Origin of the sequence: Paenibacillus gansuensis (assembly GCF_042684925.1) — a bacterium.
GTDB classification, from domain to species: Bacteria; Bacillota; Bacilli; order Paenibacillales; family DY6; genus Paenibacillus_N; species Paenibacillus_N gansuensis.
Window position 1 is genome coordinate 409,914 of the sequence record NZ_JBHUME010000008.1, and the last position, 21,868, is coordinate 431,781.

Annotated in this window: 19 protein-coding genes; 6 read left to right on the forward strand and 13 right to left on the reverse strand. The window is 52.7% G+C overall.

What is annotated here, in order from left to right:
- Positions 1-181: 181 nt before the first annotated feature.
- Positions 182-766 carry a DUF1802 family protein gene (locus ACFSUF_RS14195; protein WP_377603604.1) on the reverse strand — a complete coding sequence of 195 codons (585 nt, stop codon included), beginning with the start codon at positions 764-766 and terminating at the stop codon, positions 182-184.
- A gap of 160 nt (positions 767-926) precedes the next feature.
- Here ACFSUF_RS14195 and mtnK point away from each other — a divergent pair, with 160 nt between their 5' ends.
- Both mtnK and mtnA read left to right on the forward strand, forming a co-directional pair.
- On the forward strand, positions 927-2,147 hold the full coding sequence (gene mtnK, locus ACFSUF_RS14200; protein ID WP_377603605.1) for an S-methyl-5-thioribose kinase: 1,221 nt from the start codon (positions 927-929) through the stop codon (positions 2,145-2,147).
- Between the two features lie 22 nt (positions 2,148-2,169).
- Positions 2,170-3,243 (forward strand): S-methyl-5-thioribose-1-phosphate isomerase, encoded by a 1,074-nt coding sequence (mtnA, locus tag ACFSUF_RS14205; protein WP_377603606.1) that lies wholly within the window; start codon positions 2,170-2,172, stop codon positions 3,241-3,243.
- Between the two features lie 86 nt (positions 3,244-3,329).
- On the opposite strand, the gene ACFSUF_RS14210 is transcribed toward mtnA, so the two are convergent.
- Entirely contained in the window at positions 3,330-3,632 is a 303-nt protein-coding gene (locus tag ACFSUF_RS14210; protein WP_377603607.1) for a YunC family protein, read from the reverse strand.
- Positions 3,633-3,767: 135 nt separating this feature from the next.
- Here ACFSUF_RS14210 and ACFSUF_RS14215 point away from each other — a divergent pair, with 135 nt between their 5' ends.
- Positions 3,768-4,229 carry a hypothetical protein gene (locus ACFSUF_RS14215; RefSeq protein WP_377603608.1) on the forward strand — a complete coding sequence of 154 codons (462 nt, stop codon included), beginning with the start codon at positions 3,768-3,770 and terminating at the stop codon, positions 4,227-4,229.
- Between the two features lie 38 nt (positions 4,230-4,267).
- Here ACFSUF_RS14215 and ACFSUF_RS14220 read toward each other — a convergent pair whose 3' ends face one another.
- Positions 4,268-4,651, reverse strand: a complete 384-nt coding sequence (locus ACFSUF_RS14220) for a DUF423 domain-containing protein (protein WP_377603609.1) — start codon at positions 4,649-4,651, stop codon at positions 4,268-4,270.
- A gap of 181 nt (positions 4,652-4,832) precedes the next feature.
- Between ACFSUF_RS14220 and ACFSUF_RS14225 the strand changes: the two genes are divergently transcribed.
- Positions 4,833-5,690, forward strand: a complete 858-nt coding sequence (locus tag ACFSUF_RS14225; RefSeq protein ID WP_377603610.1) for an alpha/beta hydrolase family protein — start codon at positions 4,833-4,835, stop codon at positions 5,688-5,690.
- Positions 5,691-5,714: 24 nt separating this feature from the next.
- Here ACFSUF_RS14225 and ACFSUF_RS14230 read toward each other — a convergent pair whose 3' ends face one another.
- On the reverse strand, positions 5,715-8,483 hold the full coding sequence (locus ACFSUF_RS14230) for a CHASE3 domain-containing protein (RefSeq protein WP_377603611.1): 2,769 nt from the start codon (positions 8,481-8,483) through the stop codon (positions 5,715-5,717).
- A gap of 232 nt (positions 8,484-8,715) precedes the next feature.
- Here ACFSUF_RS14230 and ACFSUF_RS14235 point away from each other — a divergent pair, with 232 nt between their 5' ends.
- Together ACFSUF_RS14235 and yhbH are read left to right on the forward strand one after the other, a co-directional pair.
- Positions 8,716-11,454 (forward strand): PAS domain S-box protein, encoded by a 2,739-nt coding sequence (locus tag ACFSUF_RS14235; protein WP_377603612.1) that lies wholly within the window; start codon positions 8,716-8,718, stop codon positions 11,452-11,454.
- A gap of 183 nt (positions 11,455-11,637) precedes the next feature.
- Complete coding sequence (gene yhbH, locus ACFSUF_RS14240; RefSeq protein ID WP_377603614.1) at positions 11,638-12,783, forward strand: sporulation protein YhbH; 1,146 nt, start codon at positions 11,638-11,640, stop codon at positions 12,781-12,783.
- Between the two features lie 166 nt (positions 12,784-12,949).
- Here the strand turns inward: yhbH and ACFSUF_RS14245 are convergent, their stop codons facing one another.
- The 9 genes from ACFSUF_RS14245 to ACFSUF_RS14285 all read right to left on the reverse strand — a co-directional run bounded on the left by ACFSUF_RS14245 (position 12,950) and on the right by ACFSUF_RS14285 (position 21,848).
- Positions 12,950-14,440, reverse strand: a complete 1,491-nt coding sequence (locus ACFSUF_RS14245; protein ID WP_377603616.1) for a hypothetical protein — start codon at positions 14,438-14,440, stop codon at positions 12,950-12,952.
- A 193-nt stretch (positions 14,441-14,633) separates the two neighbouring features.
- A complete protein-coding gene (locus ACFSUF_RS14250; protein ID WP_377603617.1) occupies positions 14,634-15,392 on the reverse strand; it encodes a DeoR/GlpR family DNA-binding transcription regulator in 759 nt (252 codons plus the stop codon).
- Positions 15,389-16,450 carry a DUF4432 family protein gene (locus ACFSUF_RS14255; protein WP_377603618.1) on the reverse strand — a complete coding sequence of 354 codons (1,062 nt, stop codon included), beginning with the start codon at positions 16,448-16,450 and terminating at the stop codon, positions 15,389-15,391. The genes ACFSUF_RS14250 and ACFSUF_RS14255 overlap by 4 nt, the downstream gene beginning before the upstream one ends.
- Positions 16,451-16,482: 32 nt before the next feature.
- Positions 16,483-17,031, reverse strand: coding sequence for a D-lyxose/D-mannose family sugar isomerase (locus ACFSUF_RS14260; RefSeq protein ID WP_377603619.1), 549 nt, complete (start codon positions 17,029-17,031; stop codon positions 16,483-16,485).
- A 12-nt stretch (positions 17,032-17,043) separates the two neighbouring features.
- Entirely contained in the window at positions 17,044-18,243 is a 1,200-nt protein-coding gene (locus ACFSUF_RS14265) for a carbohydrate kinase family protein (protein WP_377603620.1), read from the reverse strand.
- 1 nt (position 18,244) lies between these two features.
- The gene (locus tag ACFSUF_RS14270; RefSeq protein WP_377603621.1) at positions 18,245-19,402 is read right to left on the reverse strand and encodes a Gfo/Idh/MocA family protein; all 1,158 of its coding nucleotides are present in this window, start codon (positions 19,400-19,402) and stop codon (positions 18,245-18,247) included.
- 2 nt (positions 19,403-19,404) lie between these two features.
- Positions 19,405-20,238 (reverse strand): class I fructose-bisphosphate aldolase, encoded by an 834-nt coding sequence (locus ACFSUF_RS14275; protein ID WP_377603622.1) that lies wholly within the window; start codon positions 20,236-20,238, stop codon positions 19,405-19,407.
- A 28-nt stretch (positions 20,239-20,266) separates the two neighbouring features.
- Positions 20,267-20,572 carry a 2Fe-2S iron-sulfur cluster-binding protein gene (locus ACFSUF_RS14280; RefSeq protein WP_377603623.1) on the reverse strand — a complete coding sequence of 102 codons (306 nt, stop codon included), beginning with the start codon at positions 20,570-20,572 and terminating at the stop codon, positions 20,267-20,269.
- Positions 20,565-21,848, reverse strand: a complete 1,284-nt coding sequence (locus ACFSUF_RS14285) for a DUF455 family protein (RefSeq protein WP_377603624.1) — start codon at positions 21,846-21,848, stop codon at positions 20,565-20,567. Before ACFSUF_RS14285 ends, ACFSUF_RS14280 begins: the two co-directional genes overlap by 8 nt.
- Positions 21,849-21,868: the final 20 nt, after the last annotated feature.

The following is a 21,868-nucleotide window of genomic DNA, read 5'->3' on the forward strand; positions in this document are numbered from 1 at the left end:
AAATTTGAAATATGAGATAAACCCCTATGGGAACAGCTATTCCAATAGAAATTCTTCTTATTTAGTAATCATTCCAATTTGATTCTCAATGATTCTCACTTTAATTATAGCTTACCACATCCGCTTGTTAAAGACCAATTGTCACATCGGAGCGAAGTTCGTCGAGAAGGCCTTACTCCTCTTATTCCGTTTCCGCGAGCCTGGCTTTAATCTCCCGGTACATCTGGTGGAATTCCGCGTCGCTTAAAACAGGGATTTTCTTACCGCCCGCAGCGGCTAAATCCTCCTGTACCTGCACCCACGATCTGCAGCCGAGATAATCGGGAATGACGGGCACCGTAACCGGCTTCTCAAGCCTGTACACCCGAAGGACAAGCAGATGCAGAGGCTGATTCTTTTTCCATTTCAGCCGGCCCTCCGCGAATTCCTCCGTCCCGATATGAAAAGGCCCCGCTTTATGAAGCACTTCTTCTTGATAAATTTCAATATCTTCCACAACTTCCGCATAGCCTACGATCGTTACAGTGTTCCCTGTGCGGTCCCATTGTAACAACGTGTCATTGATTTTCCCGTGATACGGTTCGCGTACCCACTCGGATTTCTGGTGCTCATAAGTCGGATAAAGGAAGAAAGAACTGCTTTTTACTTCAAAATGCTTTGTTTCCTCCTCAATCCCGCCCTTGCGCAAGATTACTGCCTGCTCCCCTTCCAACAGCGCTTTCGTGATAACCGCCCATTCTTTCAGCGCCATGCTTTCCGATGCCATCCCTGCCGCCTCCTTTTAAAATCAATATCTAAGATTATAATGAAGCTCCGCTGCCGTTTCAATTCTGAGTTATTTACTGGGGTATTTTCATAGAAAGCGATCTATTCTATAATAGGTAGATATGCTTATACTTATTGAACGCCCAAGGAGGTTGTTTCCTATGTCTGCTTATCATCCGCTGACCGAAACAGAAGCGATCCAAATAGCAAGAAGCCTGCCGGACCTGTTTTCCGGAGGGGCCGAACTCACTTCCCGCGAAATCGGGGACGGCAACTTGAACCTCGTCTTTCATATCCGGGACGCAGCATCCGCACGCAGCATCATCATGAAGCAGGCGCTCCCTTACGCCAAAGTCGTAGGCGAGTCCTGGCCGCTGACGTTAGACCGAGCCAGAATCGAAAGCGAAGTGCTGATGCTGGAAGGGGCGTTGTGTCCGGGGCTTGCACCGAAAGTGTATTTATACGATCCTGAATTGGCCTTGACGGTCATGGAGGATTTGAGCGATCACGTCATTATGCGCAAAGGCTTGATCGAGGGCAACCGGTATCCCCGTTTTGCCGATGATATTTCTACGTTTTTAGCACGTACCCTGTTCCTGACTTCGGACCTTGGCTTGAACCAGCAGGAGAAGAAAGAACGCGTGAAACAGTTTATCAATCCCGAGTTGTGCAAAATAACCGAAGATCTGATCTTCGATGATCCTTACCGTGACGCGGACACGAACAGCTTTGACGAAGCGATCCGCGATGAGGCCGAGAAGCTGTGGGCCGATGGGGAACTTCACCTTGAGGTTGCTTTGTTGAGGCATAAATTTTTGACTCAGGCTCAAGCACTTCTGCACGGGGACTTGCATACCGGAAGCATCTTCATCAAAGAGGATTCAACGAAAGTCATCGATCCCGAGTTTGCTTACTACGGTCCGATGGGCTTCGATATCGGCGCTGTACTTGCGAACCTGCTGCTCAATTATGCAGGCCAGGAAGGCTGGAAGAGCGATACGGCGGACCGGCTGGCCTACCGGGCTTACCTGCTTGATACGGTGAAGCAGGTGTGGAGCGGTTTTGAGGCTAAATTCCGCGCATTATGGGAACAGCAAGGTATCGACCGGCTGTCGAACAACGCTGCAGGGTTTCAAGAAGTGTATATGAAACAGCTTCTTCAGGATACCATCGGCTTTACCGGAGCGAAGATGGTCCGCCGCGTAGTTGGCTTGGCTCACGTAGCGGATATTGATACAATAGAGAACTCGCAAGCCAAAGAACGCGCGCAAAGGCTGGCTCTTGCCATCGGCAAGGCGCTGATTAAGCTGAACCGCCGTGCGGTTACCATTGATGAAGTCATTTCTATCGCTGAGCAGCAGACTTCTACGGTACAAGCCTAAACTAACTAGACGGAGTGATTCCATGAACGACAACATAGAAGAAGTACAGGGCTGGCTGCAGTCCGTTAAATGGAACAACGGCCGGCTCGACCTGCTGGACCAGCGCCTGCTGCCGGAGACGATCGAGTTCCTGCCGCTTACCACGGCACAGGATGTATGGGAGGCGATCCGCCACCTGAAGGTCCGCGGAGCGCCCGCCATCGGCATCAGCGCCGCGTTCGGCGTCTACCTCGGCATCCGGGATGCCGAAGGAGATGCGGCCGCGCTGCTGGAGGAGGTTCGGAAGCAGGCCGAATACCTGGCCACTTCCCGCCCTACCGCGGTCAACCTGTTCTGGGCGCTTGACCGCATGAAAGCCCGGGCGGAAGAGCTCGCAGGGCGTCAGGGCTTGTCGCCGGCCGGATTCAAGCAGGCGCTTCTCGATGAAGCGCTGGCCATCCAGGCCGAGGACGAGGAGACCTGCCGCCTGATCGGCGAGCACGCCCTCACGCTGTTCCAGGACGGCATGGGCGTGCTGACGCACTGCAATGCCGGCGGCCTGGCGACGGCGCGGTACGGCACCGCGCTCGCGCCGATCTATCTCGCGCAGGAGCGCGGCATCTCGCTCAAAGTATTCGCGGATGAGACGCGCCCTGTGCTGCAGGGCGCCAGGCTGACCGCCTTTGAGCTGCAGCAGGCCGGCGTCGATGTGACGCTGATCTGCGACAATATGGCCGGCATGGTCATGTCCAAAGGATGGGTGCAGGCTGTCATCGTCGGCACCGACCGCGTGGCCGCCAATGGCGACGTAGCGAACAAGATCGGTACGTACAGCGTTGCCGTGCTTGCCAAAGCGCACGGGATTCCGGTATACGTCGCTTGTCCGCTGTCGACAGTGGATTTATCCACGCCGACCGGTGCGGAAATTCCGATTGAAGAGCGCCCGGACGAAGAAATTACCGAAGGCTTCGGCAAACGCACCGCTCCGCAGGGCGTAAAAGTGTTCAATCCGGCATTCGACGTAACCCCGAACGAATATGTCTCCGCCATTATAACGGAGAAAGGGATCGTGTACCCGCCGTTTAACGTGAATCTGCCGAAGATGTTCGAGGCTTAATCATGGAAAAGACCGCCCTCCGCTGGCTGTTTGCGGAGAGGCGGTCTTTTTAACTAGGGCGGGCATCTTTGTCTATGTCGCGGGGGTTACATCATTTTCTTAATGGCTTCGCGTCCGCTCATCCCCTGTACGATGCCGAAAGCTTCCGCCGTGTACGTCACCGACTCCAGCGGGGCATCCAGCAGCTCCTGCAGCGTCTTTACGCCGACAGCCCGACCTGCAATGATTTCCCGGTCCTTCAGGCGTTCGTTAAGCAGGGCCACGTCCAAGGCACCGCACATGATGTATCCTTTATCCGTTGTAACAACAACCAGCGTAGTGTTGGGCAGCTTTACTTCAATTCCGACAGCTAGCTTATCTTCAATCGCGATAGGTTCAACCCGAATCATAGACGACTCCCCCATTCACCCCAAAATGTCATATACAAACATTATATGAGCCCCTGTGTGTTTTCGTACCACCTGATCCCCGGCCATGCTATAATGAAATACCAACATAGAGCCAGCGGCATAGAGGTGAGCGAAATGGAACCGCAAAAAGCTAAAAAATATATATATCAGATCGAACTGATGCTGGAAGGTGCAACCGACGGGGAAGCGCTGGAAAAGCTCCTTCATACCCTGAACACTTCAGCCGTTAAGGATTATCGGATCCTGAAAGGCGTGCGCCTGGGCAGCCTGCTCGACCAGGCCCGAACCGAAGAAGGAAACGGCATTCCTTTGCAAGGCCTCCCGTCCAAGGCTGACCAACCGGCAGCCCAGCAGGATTCCCATAATGAACAAATCTATGAAACGTTTATGGATTTCATCAGGGACAGTACTTTGGTTCGCTTAACAGTGCTCAAAGAAAAAGGCGGCAAAATAAGCATGCCCTGCCGGATCCTGAACTTCGACCAGACTACCGGCCATGTAACCGTCTACCATGTTGACGAAAAAAGCGTATATTTGTTTACACTTGAGGAGATCGAAGACTTCAAGGTTGTGTGAATATCATCATCCCAAAGAGCCAAAAAAATCCGGAAGCCTTAGCGGCTTCCGGATTTCCATGCTGCGGAGGCAAGCAGTCCCCAGGCGGTGAGGAAAGCTACGCCGCCAAGCGGTGTAATGGCTCCTAACACTTTGATGCCGGTAATGCCAAGAATGTACAGGCTTCCCGAAAACAGCACGATGCCGGCCATCATCAGCCTGCCGGCCCAAAGGAGCTTCCGCTGCTCACCCAGTTTATCGGCCGCAAGGCCAAGGAGCACTAAAGCCAGCGAATGCGCAATGTGATAGTGCACACCGGTTTCAAATGTAGCCCGGGTATCGTTCTTCTCCAAAACCGACTCCAGACCATGGGCCCCGAAAGCCCCGATTGCCACGGAAAGAAAAGCGCAAACCGCTCCCCAAAATATCCATCTTTTGGCCATAACTCCATTCCCTCCGACTTTTCGAATTCCTAATTTAGTAATAGTGTACCATAGGTTCGCTACTGGAATGAAAACGTTACAGAATCGACATAAACTTTTGGGGACCTATTTGCATTCGGTGGGTTCATCCACTATAGTAACGAGAAAATAAACATGAGATCATCGATCAGAGGGACTACATATGATTTATCAACTTACCTATCTATCAGATACATATAAAGTAAAAGGATACTTGTGCCTTCCCTACGGTTACGACTTTCCGGCAGCTGCGCTGCAGGCATCGTTGGAGAACTATTATCAAACCGGTAATCTTCCTGTCACGGAAATAGCCAAGTCCCGGCTGGCTGAGGACGGCATGCTGACAGACCGCAAATGGCCCGTCCTCGTTTATTGCCGGGGAGGCATAGGCAAAGTAGGCGCCGTCAAAACTGCATGGCTGGAGGACTTCTCCCCCCACGGCCATCTGATCTTTGCCCCGTGCTACCGGGGGAATGAAGGCGGAGAAGGCAGAGACGAATTCGGGGGCGCCGACCAGGAAGACGTCAACTCAGCCATCCGTTTTCTGCGCACCCTGCCCTTTGTTGACCCTGCCCGTATTTCCGTGATGGGGTTCTCACGCGGTTCCATCAACGCAACCCAAACGGCAGCCGGACTCCAGCAAATCCATAAGCTAGTGTTATGGGGCGGCGTGTCCGATTTGGCCGTCACCTATGAAGAACGTATCGATCTTCGCCGCATGCTGAAACGTGTGCTCGGAGGCACCCCTTCCCGCAAGCCGGAAGCTTATGCTTCGCGTTCCCCCATCCGGTTGGTTTCGCGTCTGGCTTGTCCCGTGCTCGTCATGCACGGTTCTGAGGACCAGCAGGTCGATATCGGCCATAGCCTCCGCTTGTATGAGAAACTAAAGAAGGAGGGCCTTCCTTGTATGTTTCACCGCTATGAGGGATACGGGCATCATCTCCCGGCACCCATACACAAGGAAGCCATCTCCCGGATGTTCCGGTGGCTGGAACAAAACAAAAAACCGGCAGAAGGATAAATCGCCCCTCTGCCGGCTTCAAAATTACTCTTGTTTCACCAGCCATACCAGCATCATGGATAGCAATTGATCCATATTCAGCGGTTTGCTGATATAGTCGGAAGCGCCTGCCTCCAGGCATTTCTCCCTGTCGTACTTCATCGCCTTGGCCGTAAGGGCAATCATCGGCAGCTCCGACCATTCCGGCATTTTGCGAATCCGGCGCATGGTTTCATACCCGTCCATCACGGGCATCATAATATCCATCAGTACCAGATCGTAGCTGTCTTTCCCTTGTAGCAAATCAAGGCATTCCTCCCCGTTCTCAGCTACCGTCACTTCCACGCCGGCCTGCTCCAGCGCCACAGTAAGAGCGAACGTATTCCGGATATCGTCATCCACAATCAGTACTTTCTTTCCTTTGAATATTTCATTCTCCAGCAGTTCGGACTTGAAGTCCATCATCCCATCCTGCACCACGGAAGACGCTTCGGGAAGCGGGGTTTCCAAGGCGGCGGCTATCTCCTCGTAGACCGGAGCTGACGCACCCTTTTCCTGAATCTCTTCGGCATTCACAGGAAGAATCAGCGTGAACGTGCTTCCTTTTCCCTCTGCGCTGACCACATGAAGCGATCCTCCCAGCAATGCTGCAAATTCACGGGATATCGACAAGCCCAGTCCTGTTCCTCCGTATTTGCGGCTCGTAGCCCCGTCAGCCTGCTGGAACGCTTCAAATATCAGATCCAGCTTCGAATCGGGAATTCCTATGCCTGTGTCGCAAACGGAGATCGCAACCGCTTGCCCCGAAATTTCCTCCGGCAGCCCGTTTTGCAAGCAGAATTCCTTGGTTGCTTTTGCTACCGAAAGCCTGACTTCTCCCCGCTCCGTAAATTTGAACGCATTGGACATCAGGTTCTTCAGAATCTGGTGAAGTCTCTGTTCATCCGTCCGGATCACAGAAGGAACATCGTCCGCTTGTTCAATAGTAAATTGAATCCGTTTCTGTTCCGCTATCGGCCCGAACTGATATTTCATCAATTGAGGAAGCTCCATCAAATTGACCTGATCCACGGCCAGTTCAATTTTACCGGCCTCCACTTTGGAAAGATCCAGAATATCGTTAATTAACCCAAGCAAATCGTTACCTGCCGAGTGAACGACCCGGGCATATTCCTGTTCCTCTTTGCTCAGACGGCCCTTTTTGTTCTCGGAGAGAATCTGGGACAATACAAGCATGCTGTTCAACGGTGTGCGAAGTTCATGCGACATATTGGCAAGAAAGGTTGATTTATAAGCGGAAACTTCCTCCAGCTGTTTCGAATACGCAACCAGCTCCTCCCGGCTCCGTTCCAGTTCGCCGGCTTTCTGTTCCGAATAGCGGACTTGTTCCTCCAGCCTGCTGTTTACCGACAACAGCAGATCCTGCTGGGTCTCAAGTTCCTCCGCCTGTGCCTGCAATTCTTCCGCCTGTGCCTGCAGCTCCTCGGTCTGAACCTGCAGTTCTTCGGTCATCATTTGAGACTCTTCCAGCAGACGCTCGATTTCCATCCTGGTTTCTATCCTGTGTAAAGCAATGGCTGCGATCTTGACAACCTCTGCCAACAGCTCCCGGTGGGAAGCGGTAAACGGTGCAAAAGATGCCAGCTCCAATGCGCCCAATACCTGGTAATCGTGCACAAGCGGGTAAATCATCAGCTGCTTAGGAGCTGCTTGGCCAAGGGCCGACGAAATGCGGATATAATCGGGGGGCACTGTGTCCAGATACATCATTCGGTTGTCAGTTATACACTGTCCGGTTAAACCTTCCCCCGCCCGGATGGAACTTACCCCGATATCCCCCGCTCCGGATGCGTAGGAAGCCAGTTTCAGATAATGGCTGTGATCTTTATCGGAACGGAAATACACTACTCCATAAGAAGCGTTCAGCAAAGGAGCGATGTTCCCCAAAAAGGCTTGTCCGAGAGCTTTACTATCCGTAATCCCCTGTAACAAGGCGGCTGTCTCCGCAATATTAGACTGAAGCCAGTTATATTCAGCCGCCTTATCCAGCAGTTCATTGGTAGCGATCCCTAACTCGCCCACCTCATCCTGTGTGCGCACTGTAATTCTTTGGCTGTTTCCGGCAGCCGTGATGCGCCGGATTGAAGCGGTCACGTCTTGAATGGTCCGGACAATCGAATTCGAGATATAAAAAGACGACAAGAGGGCAGCAGCGCATACAAAAGCGATTAAAACATAAATGATGGTTTCGAGTTTGTGATTCCTCGCATTCAGTTCGGCAGCTCTTTGAGTTGTCAAATCCAGTCCCGCTTCCCGGAAATCCGACAAGTGTGTCCTGATTTGATCCATTTCCTTTTTACCCGGATCCGTTCTGAAAAATTCCTGGATCTGTCCGGTTTTATTCTCCTTGCGAAGCTGAATCAACGGCTCGCCTGCCGCGGCGCTCCAGCTTTCTATGAGCGTCCCGATTTCATCCAGTTTCTGCTGCAGCCCAGGCTGTTGTTCCAGCAGTAACCGCAGCTTCTGGATGTTCATTTTCCAGTTGGCGATACCTGCATTGTAAGGTTCCAGATAAGCCGGATCTCCAGTTATGATAAAGCCTCGCTGGCCTGTCTCCATATCCAGCACATCTTTTTCGATCCGGTTGGACAACTCCTGTACCTGGAAATCATGACTGATGATGTAATTTCGTTCTTTCTTCAGCTCATTAATTTGATTATTAATCAACAGCATCGAGAATATAAATAACAGGATGCTGATCATGCTGCTCCACAAAATTTTGGAACGAATTCCTAAACGGCCCCTCCAATTCATTCGATGCACCCCCTCTATTTAAAAACAAACGTACCCTCTATACTAGCATACTTCCGGAAAGAGTTTCATTAGTGATAGTTTGGCACCACGCCTGGAGGTGTTCTTTTGCTATAGAGATATACGCCGTGCAGGTTCTCATCCGTTGTTTAAAAATCAGTGTACGATGTTAATAATTTTGATAATCTTAAACTATGATTTTGTATTCGGAATTTAAATAGGAGGCAGCACCACTATGATCTTAGCTTCAGAGGAGTCCTTGTTCAGACAAGCGTTTGCGCATGCTCCCTTCGGTATTGCCTTGTTTTCAAAATCAAATGGAACCTGGCACAAGGTAAATCCGGCGCTTTCTTCCTTGGCAGGGTTTGAACCCGGCGTGTTAGAGGGCCTTACTTTCGACTCTATATTCGTGGAGGACCTTCATTACATAGAAAAGCTTATTGAAAAAGAATTCCCCCGTACCGTGACTTTGCAGCTGCGCCATAAACAAGGAAATGTGATTCAGGTGCCTGCTTCGTTAACATGGCTGGAGCATGAAGGGGAACCCGGTATTTTGTTCACTATACAGCTTCCTTTGACTGTTCCCAACGGCACTCCCCCCCTTGCCGTAGAGAGCACCGGACTTCAGCAAAACCGTGAAAAGATATTAGCTATCGCCCAGCGGATATCCCAATCAGGCACCTGGAGCTGGGATATCCCTAACTCCATGTTGTACTACTCCGATGAAATCAGGCGGATATTCAACTATGCGCTGCAGCCCGTTGAAACTTCTCCCGAGGTGTTCGCTTCCCTTGTCCACCCTGACGACATAGAGCATGTGACAGAAGCTATTATGGAAGTCATCGAATCCGGGAAGTCAGGGGAGTCGACGGTGAAGATAGTTTTGCCTGGAGCTGGGTTGAAAGTGGTCCACCTGATCTGGGAAGTGACCCGGAATCCCGAAGGAGAGCCGGCCCACCTGATCGGCATGGCGCAGGACGTGACCGATCACTGGCGGATGGAACAGCGCTTGCGGGAAAGGGAGCAGCACTATAAGTCCCTGTTCGATAACAATCCGGCTGCCGTTTATTCCATGAACCTGAACGGGGATTACTTAACGGCTAATGCCAATTTAGAAAAAATAACAGGGTATACGCTTGAAGAGCTGATCGGGATGTATTGGGGACCGATTGTGCATCCGAAGGATCTGGCCAAGACGCAGTATCATTTCGGCGAGGCTGTGAAAGGCACTCCGCAAAGCTACGACTTAACAATTATTCATAAAGACGGGCATCACGTGGAGATAAACTCGACGAACATACCAATTATCGTGGAAGACGAGATTGTTGGCGTGTTCGGGATTACAAGCGATATTACGGAACGGATCCGCCGTACCGAACAAATCGAAAAGCTCAGCTACGAACATACTCTTATTTTAAATGCGGTTTCGGAAGGGATTTTCGGCTTGGATGACGGGGGCAGAGTGATTCTGGCGAATCCTGCCGGAGCCAGACTGATTGGGCTTCCCGCCGCCGGCATCATCGGCCAGCCGCTGGCTTCCCTCATCCAGGAAACGAGTCAGGACGGCATGTTTTTTGCATGGAATGAAATGCCTCTGCAGAAAGCAGTGGCGGATCAATCCGTGCTGCTCCATAAAGAAACTGTATTTTGGAGAAAAGACGGATCAAGCTTTCTTGCGGACTACCAGATTACACCGTTATGGGACAAAGGCGAGTATAAAGGTGCAGTAGCCGTTTTTCATGACATTACCGGAGAAAAAGAAATCATTAAGGCCAAAGAATCGGCTGAACAAGCGGACCGGGCCAAATCAGAGTTTCTTGCCATCATGAGCCATGAGCTCCGGACCCCTATGAACGGAATTATCGGCATGGCGGATCTGCTGTCGGATACGGAACTCAGCGAGGAACAGCGCAGTTATACCGATACCATCATGCAAAGCAGCGATTCGCTGCTTCACATTCTCAATGAAATTCTCGATTACAGCAAAATTGAAGCAGGCCAGATGACGCTGACCGAAGAAGAAATGCATCTTCCCTCGGTCATTGGCAGCGTGGCCGAATTGTTTGCCCCTAAGGTGGGCGGTAAAGGGTTAACCCTGGATTGGGATATGGATGAGCGCGTCTCCAAATACATTCTCGGCGATACCGGAAGACTCCGGCAGATTCTGATCAATCTTGTAGGAAATTCCGTAAAGTTTACGGACGAAGGCTATATCCGGGTTTCGGTCTCGCTCGCCGATACACCCTTTGGCGAGTCTAAGTTTTTAAAGTTTAAGGTGACCGATACAGGGATCGGCATTCCTTTGGAGATGCAGAGCCGGCTCTTTCAATCGTTCTCCCAGCTCCATCCGGAAATTAACCGCAAATATGGAGGAACGGGGCTTGGACTGGCCATCTGCAAAAAGCTGGTGGAATTGATGGGCGGGGAAATTGGAGCTGAGAGCGAGGCCGGCGCGGGTTCCGTCTTTCATTTCACCCTGCCGTACCGGGTTCCGGGACGTCTGTCGAAACCGGAGTTCACGAAGCCGGTCTATGTACCTGCTTCCCCAGAGCCCTCTAAGAAAGAGGAAGCTTTCGGGCCCTTGAGTATTCTTCTGGCTGACGATAACGACGTGAACCGGCGCCTGCTGCTCGCCATCCTTCGCAGATTCGGATATACCGCCGAATGTGCCGTCAACGGGCGGGAAGCGCTGCTAACCGCGCAGAACCGGCATTTCGAGCTGATTCTGATGGATCTGCAGATGCCTATTATGGACGGCCTTGAAGCCACGGCTGAAATTCTAAAGCTGCAGCCGGAAGAGGGACTGTATCCTTATATTACAGCGGTTACCGCCTTTGCCCAGAATAAAGACAAAGAAATGTGCCTGGCTGCCGGAATGGCGGATTTTATCTCCAAGCCTGTGTTTTCGTCCGAAGTAGAGCGTGTGTTGAAGGCCTGTGCCGAAAGGAAGGCCCGCTCTCTTACCAGTCCGTAATAGCTACGGCCTCCCGTCTGTCATGGACGGGGGGCTGTTTTTGATTCAAGTTCCCGTTTCGTGCTTGTACTCTGGCTTCCATGCCCCCTCTCCTGCATCAGTTACACCCGTACCGAATATACTGGAACATACCTAGGTAAGCCGGGTTTAAAAGTAAGCAATCGATGCTACGGAGGTGCGCGCATGAACGAACCCCTCTTTATCGTTTCCCGCGAGGACTGGTCACTTCACCGCAAGGGCTATCAGGATCAGGCCCGTCATCAGCAAAAAGTCCGCGAGGCGATCAAACAGAACCTGCCGGATTTGGTTACGGAAGAGAGTATCATCATGTCCGACGGCAAGCAGACGGTCAAAATCCCGATTCGAAGCCTGGACGAATACCGTTTTGTTTACAATTACAACAAAAGCAAGCATGTCGGCCAAGGCGACGGCGACAGTCAGGTCGGCGATGTGCTGGGCACGGATCCTCAAGCGGCGAAAGGACCGGGCAAAGGCGAAGGGGCCGGCGATCAGGCCGGGGAGGATTATGTAGAGGCGGAAATCAGCATTGAAGAGCTGCAGACGATGCTGTTTGAGGAACTCGAGCTGCAGAATATGCAAGAGAAGGATAAGGATCAGCTGGAAACGAAGGAAATCCGGTTTAATGATATTCGGAAAAAAGGAATCCAGTCTAACATCGATAAAAAGCGGACCATCCTTGAAAATCTGCGGCGCAACGCCCGCGACGGCAATCCGGGCATCCACAGGATCTCTCCGGACGATTTGAGATACAAAACCTGGGAAGAAATCGTGACTCCCCATTCCAATGCGGTGATCATTGCGATGATGGACACATCCGGATCGATGGGCAGCTTTGAGAAATATATGGCCCGGAGTTTCTTCTTCTGGATGACCCGCTTCCTCCGCTTCAAATATGAAAAGGTGGAAATCGTATTTATTGCGCACCATACCGAGGCGAAGGAAGTAACCGAGGAAGAGTTTTTTACTAAGGGGGAAAGCGGCGGCACGATCTGCTCCTCCGCCTACCAGAAGGCGATCGATATTATCGACTCGAGGTATCCGCCGGCCAGTTACAATATTTACCCGTTCCATTTCTCCGACGGCGATAACCTCACCTCCGACAACGAACGCTGCGTGAAGCTCATTGATCAGCTGCTGGAGAGGTGCAACATGTTCGGTTACGGCGAAGTGAACCAGTACAACCGGAGCAGTACGCTGATGTCCGCTTACCGCCATATCCACAAGCCGAACTTCCTCTATCACGTCATCCGTGAAAAAGGTGAAGTGTATAAGGCGCTGAAGACGTTTTTTAAGGCGAAGGCTCAGTAGTCGATCCGATGGAATAATGCCAAAAAAAACCCGCGCCAACCGGTGCGGGTTTCTTTGTGCTATATTGTACTGGCAAGCCATACTCCGGACATTTCTCTTCTAAATTTCGCTTTATCCAAGGTATACGTCCCGCAAAGTCAAGTACCGGTTCGTTTGAGAACGGCACTTAGTTTGATACCCATGTTACGGCTTCTCCGCTCTTCCAGCGAAGTTTGCCATTTTCAAATTTTTGCATGACATATCCCGTAGCGCTGTCGTAATACTCATCGCTTGTCGGCCAACCGTAAGCGTAAGGGCCGTTATTGTTCACATAGAACGTATAGAATCCGCCCTTCAGCAGATAGGCATTCGCAGCGCCGACCTTTAACAGGATACCGCATTCGCCATATGAGCCATTGTTGAACTGCTGAATGATGCCATTGTTGCCCGGCCCCCAGTAATGCGCTTTATCTCCGTACCAAGGGGCATTCGAATGGCGATACGCGTCCCCGTAAGCAGCTCTTCCGCCGCTGCTCAAATATTTATCGATAATCTGGTCGACAGTCCACTCGTTCACGCCGTCCTGAGTGAAGAGGCCAACGATCGAACTGTGGGATGCGAAAGGATAGAAAACCCGTTTTTTGGCATAGCCGAATAGTGAGTTTTTGCGAATGCCGAACGCCTTGTCTTCCGTGCCGGGTCCATCTTCATCATCCCGGAAGCCGTACAGGAACGGAATTTCAATTTGGGGTCTGGCATAAATCAGGCCGATCATCCTCTCTGTATAAATACGCTGGTTCTCCTCCCCGACCAGGTTTGCATCCCAGCCGTATTCCGTAAACCAGATCGGATAGCTGCCGATAACGTTGCGTCCCGTCACATCTGTATATGCTTTAATTTCATTGTAATAAGTTGCAAAAGTTCTGCCAAAATAAAAGTTGCCGTTCGGATCGCCTTGGGTTCCGTACGGATGCCAGGAAATCACATCCAGCGGCAGCTTGCCGTTGTTGGCGGCTCTGTAGTTCAGCATAATGGTGCTGTTAAAGATGCTGTTCTCGGGATCGTAGCCATATCCATGCTGGCCCAGCCATACACCTGCTTCAGCGTTGGCCGTTGCGGGTCCCACAAACTTAACGTTAGGATACTGCGGCTTGAGTGCATATACTTCGATGAGAGTTTTGGCGTACCGGGCCAGATTCGTGTTCGTAAATTTGACGTTGGCGCTTGGTTCGTTCCAAATTTGAATGGCATCTACGTTGTAGTTGTCCAAGTGCCATTGCACAGCGCTCTTAAAGCTTTGAATGCTGGCGTCCGTATTCGGGAAATTCGGAATATCGGGAATTGCGCTGTTTGCGATAACCCCGAGTACTTTAAGTCCTTTGCTGTGTGCATTGGCAATGACCTGTTGGAACTTCGTTTTGTTGGCCTGAACGGCAGCCGACGTAAAAGTAGAGCCCGCTGGAACACCGTAAAATTCTTCGAATTCGATACGTATCCATCCCAGCTTCAGGTCCTGGAATTCCTGGAATGCCGTCAGGTTCGTACTCAACTCGTTATAGAGCCTGCCCGTTACGATTCCCTGTGTTTTAAAAGCGGATGCCGACGTGAAGGTAGAGAACAGAAACACGAGCGCCAGAACCATGCTGATCAAGTGTTTGAGCTTTACCATGGCCTTCATTATAAAACCTCCTCGATATGGTGGTTTCTCGGACTGACCGGCTGCAACTCCATTGTAAGGGATATAACAATGAAAGCGCATTCATAATTGGGACAACAAAGATGGCCACCCGCCCTAACCAGTCTGCGTGCCGGCAGCCTATCTCCTTTAAAATATGGACTTTATTCGCACCCTTTCCGTTGATTCAGTTGATTTACGGGCAAACCATAATCTCTACTTCCGCCTCAAGGCAGGCTTGGTGCAACTCTTCATCCGGCCCGCGATCCGTGACGATCCGGGCGGCCGCTTTCAATTCGGCAAACGAGAACAGCTCGCTGGCACCAAATTTGGAATGGTCAAGGACCACGACCGTCTCATTGGCTTGCATGATGGCCGTTCGCTTGATCTCCGCCTCATATATATTGGAGTTGCTAAAGCCATGGCGGGCGGACACGCCCGTCGCGCCGAGAAACGCCCGGTTGAAGGCCATGCCTGACAACGTAGCGGAAGCATGCGGCCCCACCAGCGTGGATGTCGCTTCTTGAATCAGGCCGCCGGTGACAATGGTGGTTATTTTTTTGTCCGACAGCTCGTGGGCTACATTCAGCGCATTGGTGACGACGGTGACTCCGATGCCCTCCGGCACATGCCTGGCAATCTGGTAGGCGGTCGTTCCTCCATCGATGAAGATCGAATCGCCGCTGCGGATCAGGGAAGCCGCATGTTTGCCGATTCTGATTTTCTCCTCCAGCAGCATGCCCGCCCGTTCCTTCAGAGTAATATCGCGTCCGAGGTAGATCGCCCCTCCGAAGATTCGGCGCACGGAACCTGACTGCTCCAGACGCTCCAGGTCTCTTCGAATGGTCATTTCGGTTACGCCGAAATGGCTTTTGAGCTCGGAAACCTTAGCTTCGCCTTCCCTCTCCAGCATGTGAAGCAGCTGGAGCTGGCGCTCATTATATGTCACATTCATAGGTCACTGCTCCCTTCTGCTGTGCCTGACGAAAGGTCGAGCCGCAGTTGATAGCGGACGCGTCCCCCGGGCTGCAGCACGGTGAGCGTTCCTTTGTTCTGCTCGGCTGCAATGCCTTCCACGCCGCAATTCGAAGGCTCGATGCCCAGTACATGCTCCCTCTCGCCGGCCATCTTCCATTGCACCAGCCTGGGAAGCGTCTTGCTGCTCCAGGTCAAGCGAACCCGAAGCGGGACGGTGCCAAGGGCCACGGGAAAAGCCGGCTGGTACAGTTCGGCATGGACGCTGTCTTTCCCTTGGGGCAATTCGTGATAATAGACTCTCTCGCGGTAACCATTTTCAGGAGACTCCCATATATCGTACCCTTCTGCAGGGGTCCCTTTGTCTCTGGCATTTACCCGCTCCGACGGAAACTGCATCACGGTCCTTTCATCGAGCAGCGGAAACCCGAAATTGAAATGGTACAACATCATATGAGGAGCGGACTGATAGCCGGCATTTTCTAAGGTATCTATGATTTCAATGGTATTTTGGCCCAGACGGCTGCGAACCTCGCGATACATGCGGAGGTGGCTGCCGAATATCGACGTTTCATCCACTTGGCCCCGAATGTTCATCGTATAGTGATCCTCATCCCATCTGCCTTCCGCGCATACGTGAGAGGCGGACAAATGGTGAACGCGCCCATGCATGCCATAGGTCCGGCCTTGCAGCGAAGAAGGAGAGCCGACATTCGACAGCCCGCATGTCATCAGCAGTCCGCCCGACGCCGTGCGAAGCCAGCCGCTGCCTTCGCCGTCATAAGCGGAAGGGTGTGCATCTCCATTTGGAGACTGCCAGCTGATGGGAGAGCCGCCGAATTCGGCCAGCGAGATATCCAGTCCTTTGGTCGGGCTTACGATATAAGACAGCCCAGCACCCGTGCGGACTTGAATCAGCTCCACGCCGGTTTCGGCTCCTTCCGCTCCGAGGACCCTTTTGATTCCGCCAATCTGTTCCAGTCTTCCTACGCGGGCTTCCAATTCTCTGCGCGTCCACTTCCGGCCGTATAGCTCCATTCTTCGCCTCCTCCTTCTCCTTCATATACTGTCTAGATATCCTCGATAATTACCGGCATACGTTGGATTCTGGGATCCGTAAACATATCGAATTCATCCCGGCTTGTGCTGGAAAACTCGGAGACAACAGCTCCCTCCGCCCCTGCTTGGAACCAATGCAATGTATCAGGCGGAATTGTATACTGCTCGCCAGGATGCAGTACGATTTCATGAAACACGGTATAATACGGCTCGCTTCCCGCAGGCACAATGCTTTGTATAGCTGCTGTCGGCGTTCCTTCCACGTACAGAAACACTTTGCCGTACCGGCAGCGGAACGTTTCCATTTTGCCCGGCTCGCCTTCTACCGACGGATGACGATGCTCGGGGCAGGTTTGATGCGGGAACAGCACAAGCTCCTTCGCGCAATAACGGTTTGTGTTGACATATGTAACGAGCTCCAGGCCCTGCGTTTCCAGTTCTCCCAGCCCGAAGGATGCTACCTCGATATGGTCGAGCTCGGAAGGCGACAGAACGATGCCAACCTTCTCAAACAGCTTGGATGCGCGTTGCTGCGCGGCTTTTACTTCGCTTCTTTTCATCTCCTGACCTCCTCAGCTTCTGTCCGGCTTGGAATACAAGCCGCTTGATACCTTTACCAAACCTTCCAGCGGGAGCGCCATCGCTCTGCTCTCCCAGCCGGCATCAATACGGCTCCTTACCCGCTGCCAACTCGGCACGCCCGTCACGGCGTCAGCCTTCTCAACATTGCAGGCCCCGACGCCGACGGCGCTTTTCATCGTATCCGCCATGGACCTTCCAGTGTTCCAGCCGGCAAGGAAGCCGGCAATCGTACAGTCGCCCGCTCCCGTCGTTCCTGCCGCTTCCACCTTGTAGCACGTCGCATAATACTCTTGATCCAGCCATTCCGATTCCCAGCCGTCCGGCCTTCTGCCGGCGATGTCACGAAAGCGGCCGGCATCGCTTGTCGTCTTGGCATACAAACCGTGCTCACCCAGCTTAATAGCTGCAACAGCCGCTCCCTTGGCGATCAGTTCATCCGCAAGCGATGTCAGCAGTTCCCGTGTGGCGAACGGAATCAACTCTCCTCCTCCGGCTTTGGCGGAAAGCTCATCGTAAACATCACGGCGAAGCATATATACAATTTCGTCAAAGCTTGGCAGGAACAGATCTACATACGGCAGCACACGGCTCAAGATCCGCTTCCAGTCCGCCGCTCCCGCGTCCGACGCGGGATCCGGCTTGGCCATGTCAAGCGAGACTGTGGCTCCGCATGATTTCGCCTTGCGAAGCGCCGCCTTGAGCTCCTTGCCTTCCTCCATGTACATGGTTCTCATCAGTGGAGGGTACCCGAAATGAAACATGCCCGCTTGCTTGACTGTATCCTCTACGACATCTGCGGCATGAAACGTATCGTTAGCACCGGTGCAGTGCAGAAAAACCCTGTCCACCAAGGGAGGGTTGATGACGATCGTGTAAGAGCTTGCTTCTCCCTTCGCGACCACCATCGTTTCCGCCAGCTGCGGTGAATAGGAGCGAAGAATGTCCTGAACGGCGCGGCCGAACAGATCGTCTCCGATCTTGCCCATCAGCCGTACGGGGAACCCCAGCCGGTGCAGCGCCAGCCCCGTATTGGACACCGCGCCGCCGGTCGACAGCACCGCAGGTCCGGTATCCACCAGCTTGCCGGGAACCAGCAGCTCGTGAAGGGTTCCTGAAACGGCTTTCATCTCCGGAATAATGTCCAGGCATATATGTCCGGCAACGACAATGACTTCTTGCTGCGAGGCCATCTTATCCCTCCCAGTTCAGCTTGATGGTTTCCCCTTCCGCATGGGACGCGAGCGCTGCCGTGAACAGGCGATGGCTGTCCGCCGCTTCCTCGGGCGTCGCGCAATAGAACGGCTGAAGCATTTGACTGCCATTGGTGATTTCATCGCAGAACGCCGCCCACATTTGAAGAATGGAATCGGAAAATCCGAATTCGAAGATGCTTCCCGTAATCGTCGGGTACGCGGATACATAGGCTGCATCCTCTATATGCCATGCTTGGCTGCCGCCCGGCTCATAGGGCAGATACGAAATCTGCTTAGGCTGCTTCGTGCTGTACTCCATTGACATCTTTGTCCCCGCCACGCGAAGGAACCAGGTATTGGCATGACCGGGCGCAACACGTTTCATGGAAAGAATCATCGGGAATTCGCGGCCCTGCGCTTTGACATCGCAAGCCAAAATCGCGTTGTCCCAGGTTTCGCAGGAAGCATAGCCGCCTTTGCCGTCGGGGCGCTGGTCAACAACCTTGGACAGCAGCGCTCTGACGCTGTTCGGCTTCCAGCCGAAGCGCAGCGGCAGATGAAGCACATGCAGGCCAAGATCGCCCATGCAGCCGTATTCGCCATTAGTTGCCACGATCCGTTTCCAATTAATAGGCTTGGTAGGGTTCAAGTCGCTGGAATGCCAGAAACCGGCCTCCACCTCGATAATGTCGCCGAATCTGCCTTCCCCGACCCACTTGCTAATTTGCATCGCCCCCGGGAAGAACGGAAATTCCGAGGAGCTGCGAACGACAACCTCCGGGTTAGCAGCGAAAGCAGCCATGATTTCATCGTTCGCTTTTTTGTCGATGCCAAATGGCTTTTCTCCGAGCAAATGCTTGCCCGCCTGGATGATATCGATATAGATGCGTTCATGAAGGTTGTGCGGAACCGCACAATACACCGCATCCACTTCCTCATCGGCCAGCAGCTCTTTGTAATCCCTGTAGGAGCGCTTCACAGAAGGCACACATGCCGTAAACCAGTCGATAGCGGCCTGGTTGGCATCGCAGACAGCGATGATGCGGGGCTCGAAGTTCACGCTTGTCAAGTGGCACCAACGCGCAGCAGCGCTCGCAAATTCTTTGCCCATCAAACCGCAGCCTATGACGCCAAAGCGAATGATCTGTTTACTCATGTTCATTCCCCCCTCAAGATGGACAAAGCGCGGTCTCTGTCAGCCCCTTCATGAACAATCGCCATCAACGCTTTGGTCATCCCCGAAGGGTTCGGATGCTGGATCACATTCCGGCCGTACACAATACCTGAAACGCCCTGCTCCATCAATTTGACGGTACGGGTTACGATCTCTTCGTCGGAAGCTCTGCCTCCTCCGCGCACGAGGATCGGAATGCCGGAGGCCGCTTCGACCACCTTATGATAATCCTCCACATGGTCCGTAGGATCCGCCTTGATCACATCCGCTCCCAGCTCAACACCTTGCCGAACGAGCGGCATAATTTTGTTCAGATCCCCGTCTACCATATAACCGCCCTTCATCTCATTAGGAAGCATCACGAGCGGTTCCACCATTAACGTCATGCCGTATTGCTCGCACGCCGTCTTCAGCTTCATCACATTCCGTACGCATTGACGGTGCAGCTCAGGCTGGCTTGGGAGCAGCAGTAAATTCACGCATACGGCGACAGCATCCATCCGTACGGCATGCTCGACTGCCGAGTCAATCAACTCGCTGAACAGCTTTTCCGGCAGCTTGCTGCCATATATGTTAGCGGCATCCGTGCGAAGCACGAGTCCCGGCTTCTGTCTGCCCGGAATCTCCTGTAAATGTCCGGCCTGGCCAAGGCTGAGCTGGATGCAGTCCGGTCCGGCCTGGACAATGGTGCGAACGGCTTCCCTCATATTCTCAATGCCGCCAAGAAACGAATATTCATTGAAAAATCCGTGATCAATCGCCACATCAAAACATTTGCCTTGTGCACTGAACATCCGGTTCATTCTAGCTTTGATCATTATGTTTCTCCCCTTCTCCTTCTTTGTTCTATCCTCTTAGCGAAGAAGCTCGCCTGCGGCGCTGCGGTTTGCTGAGTACGGCATCGCTATTCGCCGTAGACATACAGAGGAGGCGCCTGCCGATCTCCAGCTCTTGTTCGGTGATCATGCACAGAGTCTTGTCTTCCTGGTTTACGCTGCCTTCTACTACCTCGAACAAGCACGTTCTGCACGTGCCGTTTCGGCAGGAATGATCTATTGTTACCCCTTGCCGGAGAGCCGCGTCCAGCAGCAGCTCTCCTTGCTTCGCAAGAAAGGTTTCGCCCGATTCCAATGTAATCCGATAGTCACTCATTTGCCTTCACCTCAAAGCTTTTGATTTTCTTACGCAGCCCGCTGAGGAACGGCTCATAATCCCATTTTTGATGCGCTTGCTCAATCCATGTATTCCAGGCCTCTCTGACCTCTTCTTTCAAGTCCTCTAGCTTATCGATATCGCCTCCGAGCCGGTGCAGGCACCACTTGTACCCGTACTGCAAATGGATGCTTTCGTCCGCCCAGTCATAGTCAAAATCCTGAGAGCTCGCAGTATCGCCCATGTTTTCAAATTTGGCCTTGAACGTGCTCTTAAGTCCCGGTCCGTTGATCTCGAAATCATGTAGCAAGCATAACAGCGCAAGCTCCCCCATATGCGACACCGACTCGTAATGGTCGCCGACAACCGGGTAGTCCATTCCCGTCTCAAACCCCCAGGCCTTCATCCGCTGCTCACCCATCATGCAGTGGCGGGACTCGTCAAAGCACCAGCGCGCCGTCTCCAAATAGAACTCCCAAGGCATGTCGTCCCACTTCCAAAGAACAATGCCCGGCACTTCCGCTGCCCATATCTCATTCACATGATTAATGCCGCCCCAGATTTGGTGTTCCAGGAAGGTGTTCCATTCCACAGGCGGCATATGGTAGACCGCCTTGCAGAACCGCGGATCCCGGGCAGGAATCAGCGGAGGTTCGTAAGGCTCCCGAATAAGGGCCTCGGGAAGATGCACAGCATTTGCTGCCTCTCTAGTTCCCAGCAAGCCGCCGATCCCGCTTAGGAGCTCAGCTAGAGCCTGTTTTCGCTTCTCGTCCCCACCCTGCTGAACCTCCGGCAACGCATCATAGACCGTGCGAATCTCGTCCAGCTGCTTGCGGATTTCAGCCGGGAACCGTCTCATAAATTCGTAGGTCGGCGCATCGTCCAGGGGATCCGATTCTGCCAAGTAGGTTTCGTAGGCCTCTACGAGCGCCTCCTTCGTAACGAAGTAGACCCCTGCAATCAATTCCGCATCATTCAAGCTGCGGATCTGCTGATGAAGGTACCGGCTTAACGCCTCGTCCTGATCCTGGTCAACGTCTCTTCTCGGATAACGAAGCTCTAACACGCGTGTGCGAAGCGCATCCGCACGCAAGGAATCCTGCCAGATATGGTAAGGAAGCTTAGTCTTAAGCTCCCAGCGGGATACACTGACCAAATATCCGCCAAGAACCCTCATACATTCTCTCTCCGTGTAATACAGCCGCTTCAGGACAGCGGAAGCGTCATCCACCGCTTTCCGTCCCGGTTCACCCATGACCATTCCTTTCTGTTCCATCCTGGCTCCTCCTGTCTGCA

What these genes read in the sequence shown, in the direction of transcription:
- ACFSUF_RS14195 (WP_377603604.1), bottom strand. Translation starts at nt 766, where the DNA reads ATGGCATCGGAAAGCATGGCGCTGAAAGAATGGGCGGTTATCACGAAA.
- mtnK (WP_377603605.1), top strand. Translation starts at nt 927, where the DNA reads ATGTCTGCTTATCATCCGCTGACCGAAACAGAAGCGATCCAAATAGCA.
- mtnA (WP_377603606.1), top strand. Translation starts at nt 2,170, where the DNA reads ATGAACGACAACATAGAAGAAGTACAGGGCTGGCTGCAGTCCGTTAAA.
- ACFSUF_RS14210 (WP_377603607.1), bottom strand. Translation starts at nt 3,632, where the DNA reads ATGATTCGGGTTGAACCTATCGCGATTGAAGATAAGCTAGCTGTCGGA.
- ACFSUF_RS14215 (WP_377603608.1), top strand. Translation starts at nt 3,768, where the DNA reads ATGGAACCGCAAAAAGCTAAAAAATATATATATCAGATCGAACTGATG.
- ACFSUF_RS14220 (WP_377603609.1), bottom strand. Translation starts at nt 4,651, where the DNA reads ATGGCCAAAAGATGGATATTTTGGGGAGCGGTTTGCGCTTTTCTTTCC.
- ACFSUF_RS14225 (WP_377603610.1), top strand. Translation starts at nt 4,833, where the DNA reads ATGATTTATCAACTTACCTATCTATCAGATACATATAAAGTAAAAGGA.
- ACFSUF_RS14230 (WP_377603611.1), bottom strand. Translation starts at nt 8,483, where the DNA reads ATGAATTGGAGGGGCCGTTTAGGAATTCGTTCCAAAATTTTGTGGAGC.
- ACFSUF_RS14235 (WP_377603612.1), top strand. Translation starts at nt 8,716, where the DNA reads ATGATCTTAGCTTCAGAGGAGTCCTTGTTCAGACAAGCGTTTGCGCAT.
- yhbH (WP_377603614.1), top strand. Translation starts at nt 11,638, where the DNA reads ATGAACGAACCCCTCTTTATCGTTTCCCGCGAGGACTGGTCACTTCAC.
- ACFSUF_RS14245 (WP_377603616.1), bottom strand. Translation starts at nt 14,440, where the DNA reads ATGAAGGCCATGGTAAAGCTCAAACACTTGATCAGCATGGTTCTGGCG.
- ACFSUF_RS14250 (WP_377603617.1), bottom strand. Translation starts at nt 15,392, where the DNA reads ATGAATGTGACATATAATGAGCGCCAGCTCCAGCTGCTTCACATGCTG.
- ACFSUF_RS14255 (WP_377603618.1), bottom strand. Translation starts at nt 16,450, where the DNA reads ATGGAGCTATACGGCCGGAAGTGGACGCGCAGAGAATTGGAAGCCCGC.
- ACFSUF_RS14260 (WP_377603619.1), bottom strand. Translation starts at nt 17,031, where the DNA reads ATGAAAAGAAGCGAAGTAAAAGCCGCGCAGCAACGCGCATCCAAGCTG.
- ACFSUF_RS14265 (WP_377603620.1), bottom strand. Translation starts at nt 18,243, where the DNA reads ATGGCCTCGCAGCAAGAAGTCATTGTCGTTGCCGGACATATATGCCTG.
- ACFSUF_RS14270 (WP_377603621.1), bottom strand. Translation starts at nt 19,402, where the DNA reads ATGAGTAAACAGATCATTCGCTTTGGCGTCATAGGCTGCGGTTTGATG.
- ACFSUF_RS14275 (WP_377603622.1), bottom strand. Translation starts at nt 20,238, where the DNA reads ATGATCAAAGCTAGAATGAACCGGATGTTCAGTGCACAAGGCAAATGT.
- ACFSUF_RS14280 (WP_377603623.1), bottom strand. Translation starts at nt 20,572, where the DNA reads ATGAGTGACTATCGGATTACATTGGAATCGGGCGAAACCTTTCTTGCG.
- ACFSUF_RS14285 (WP_377603624.1), bottom strand. Translation starts at nt 21,848, where the DNA reads ATGGAACAGAAAGGAATGGTCATGGGTGAACCGGGACGGAAAGCGGTG.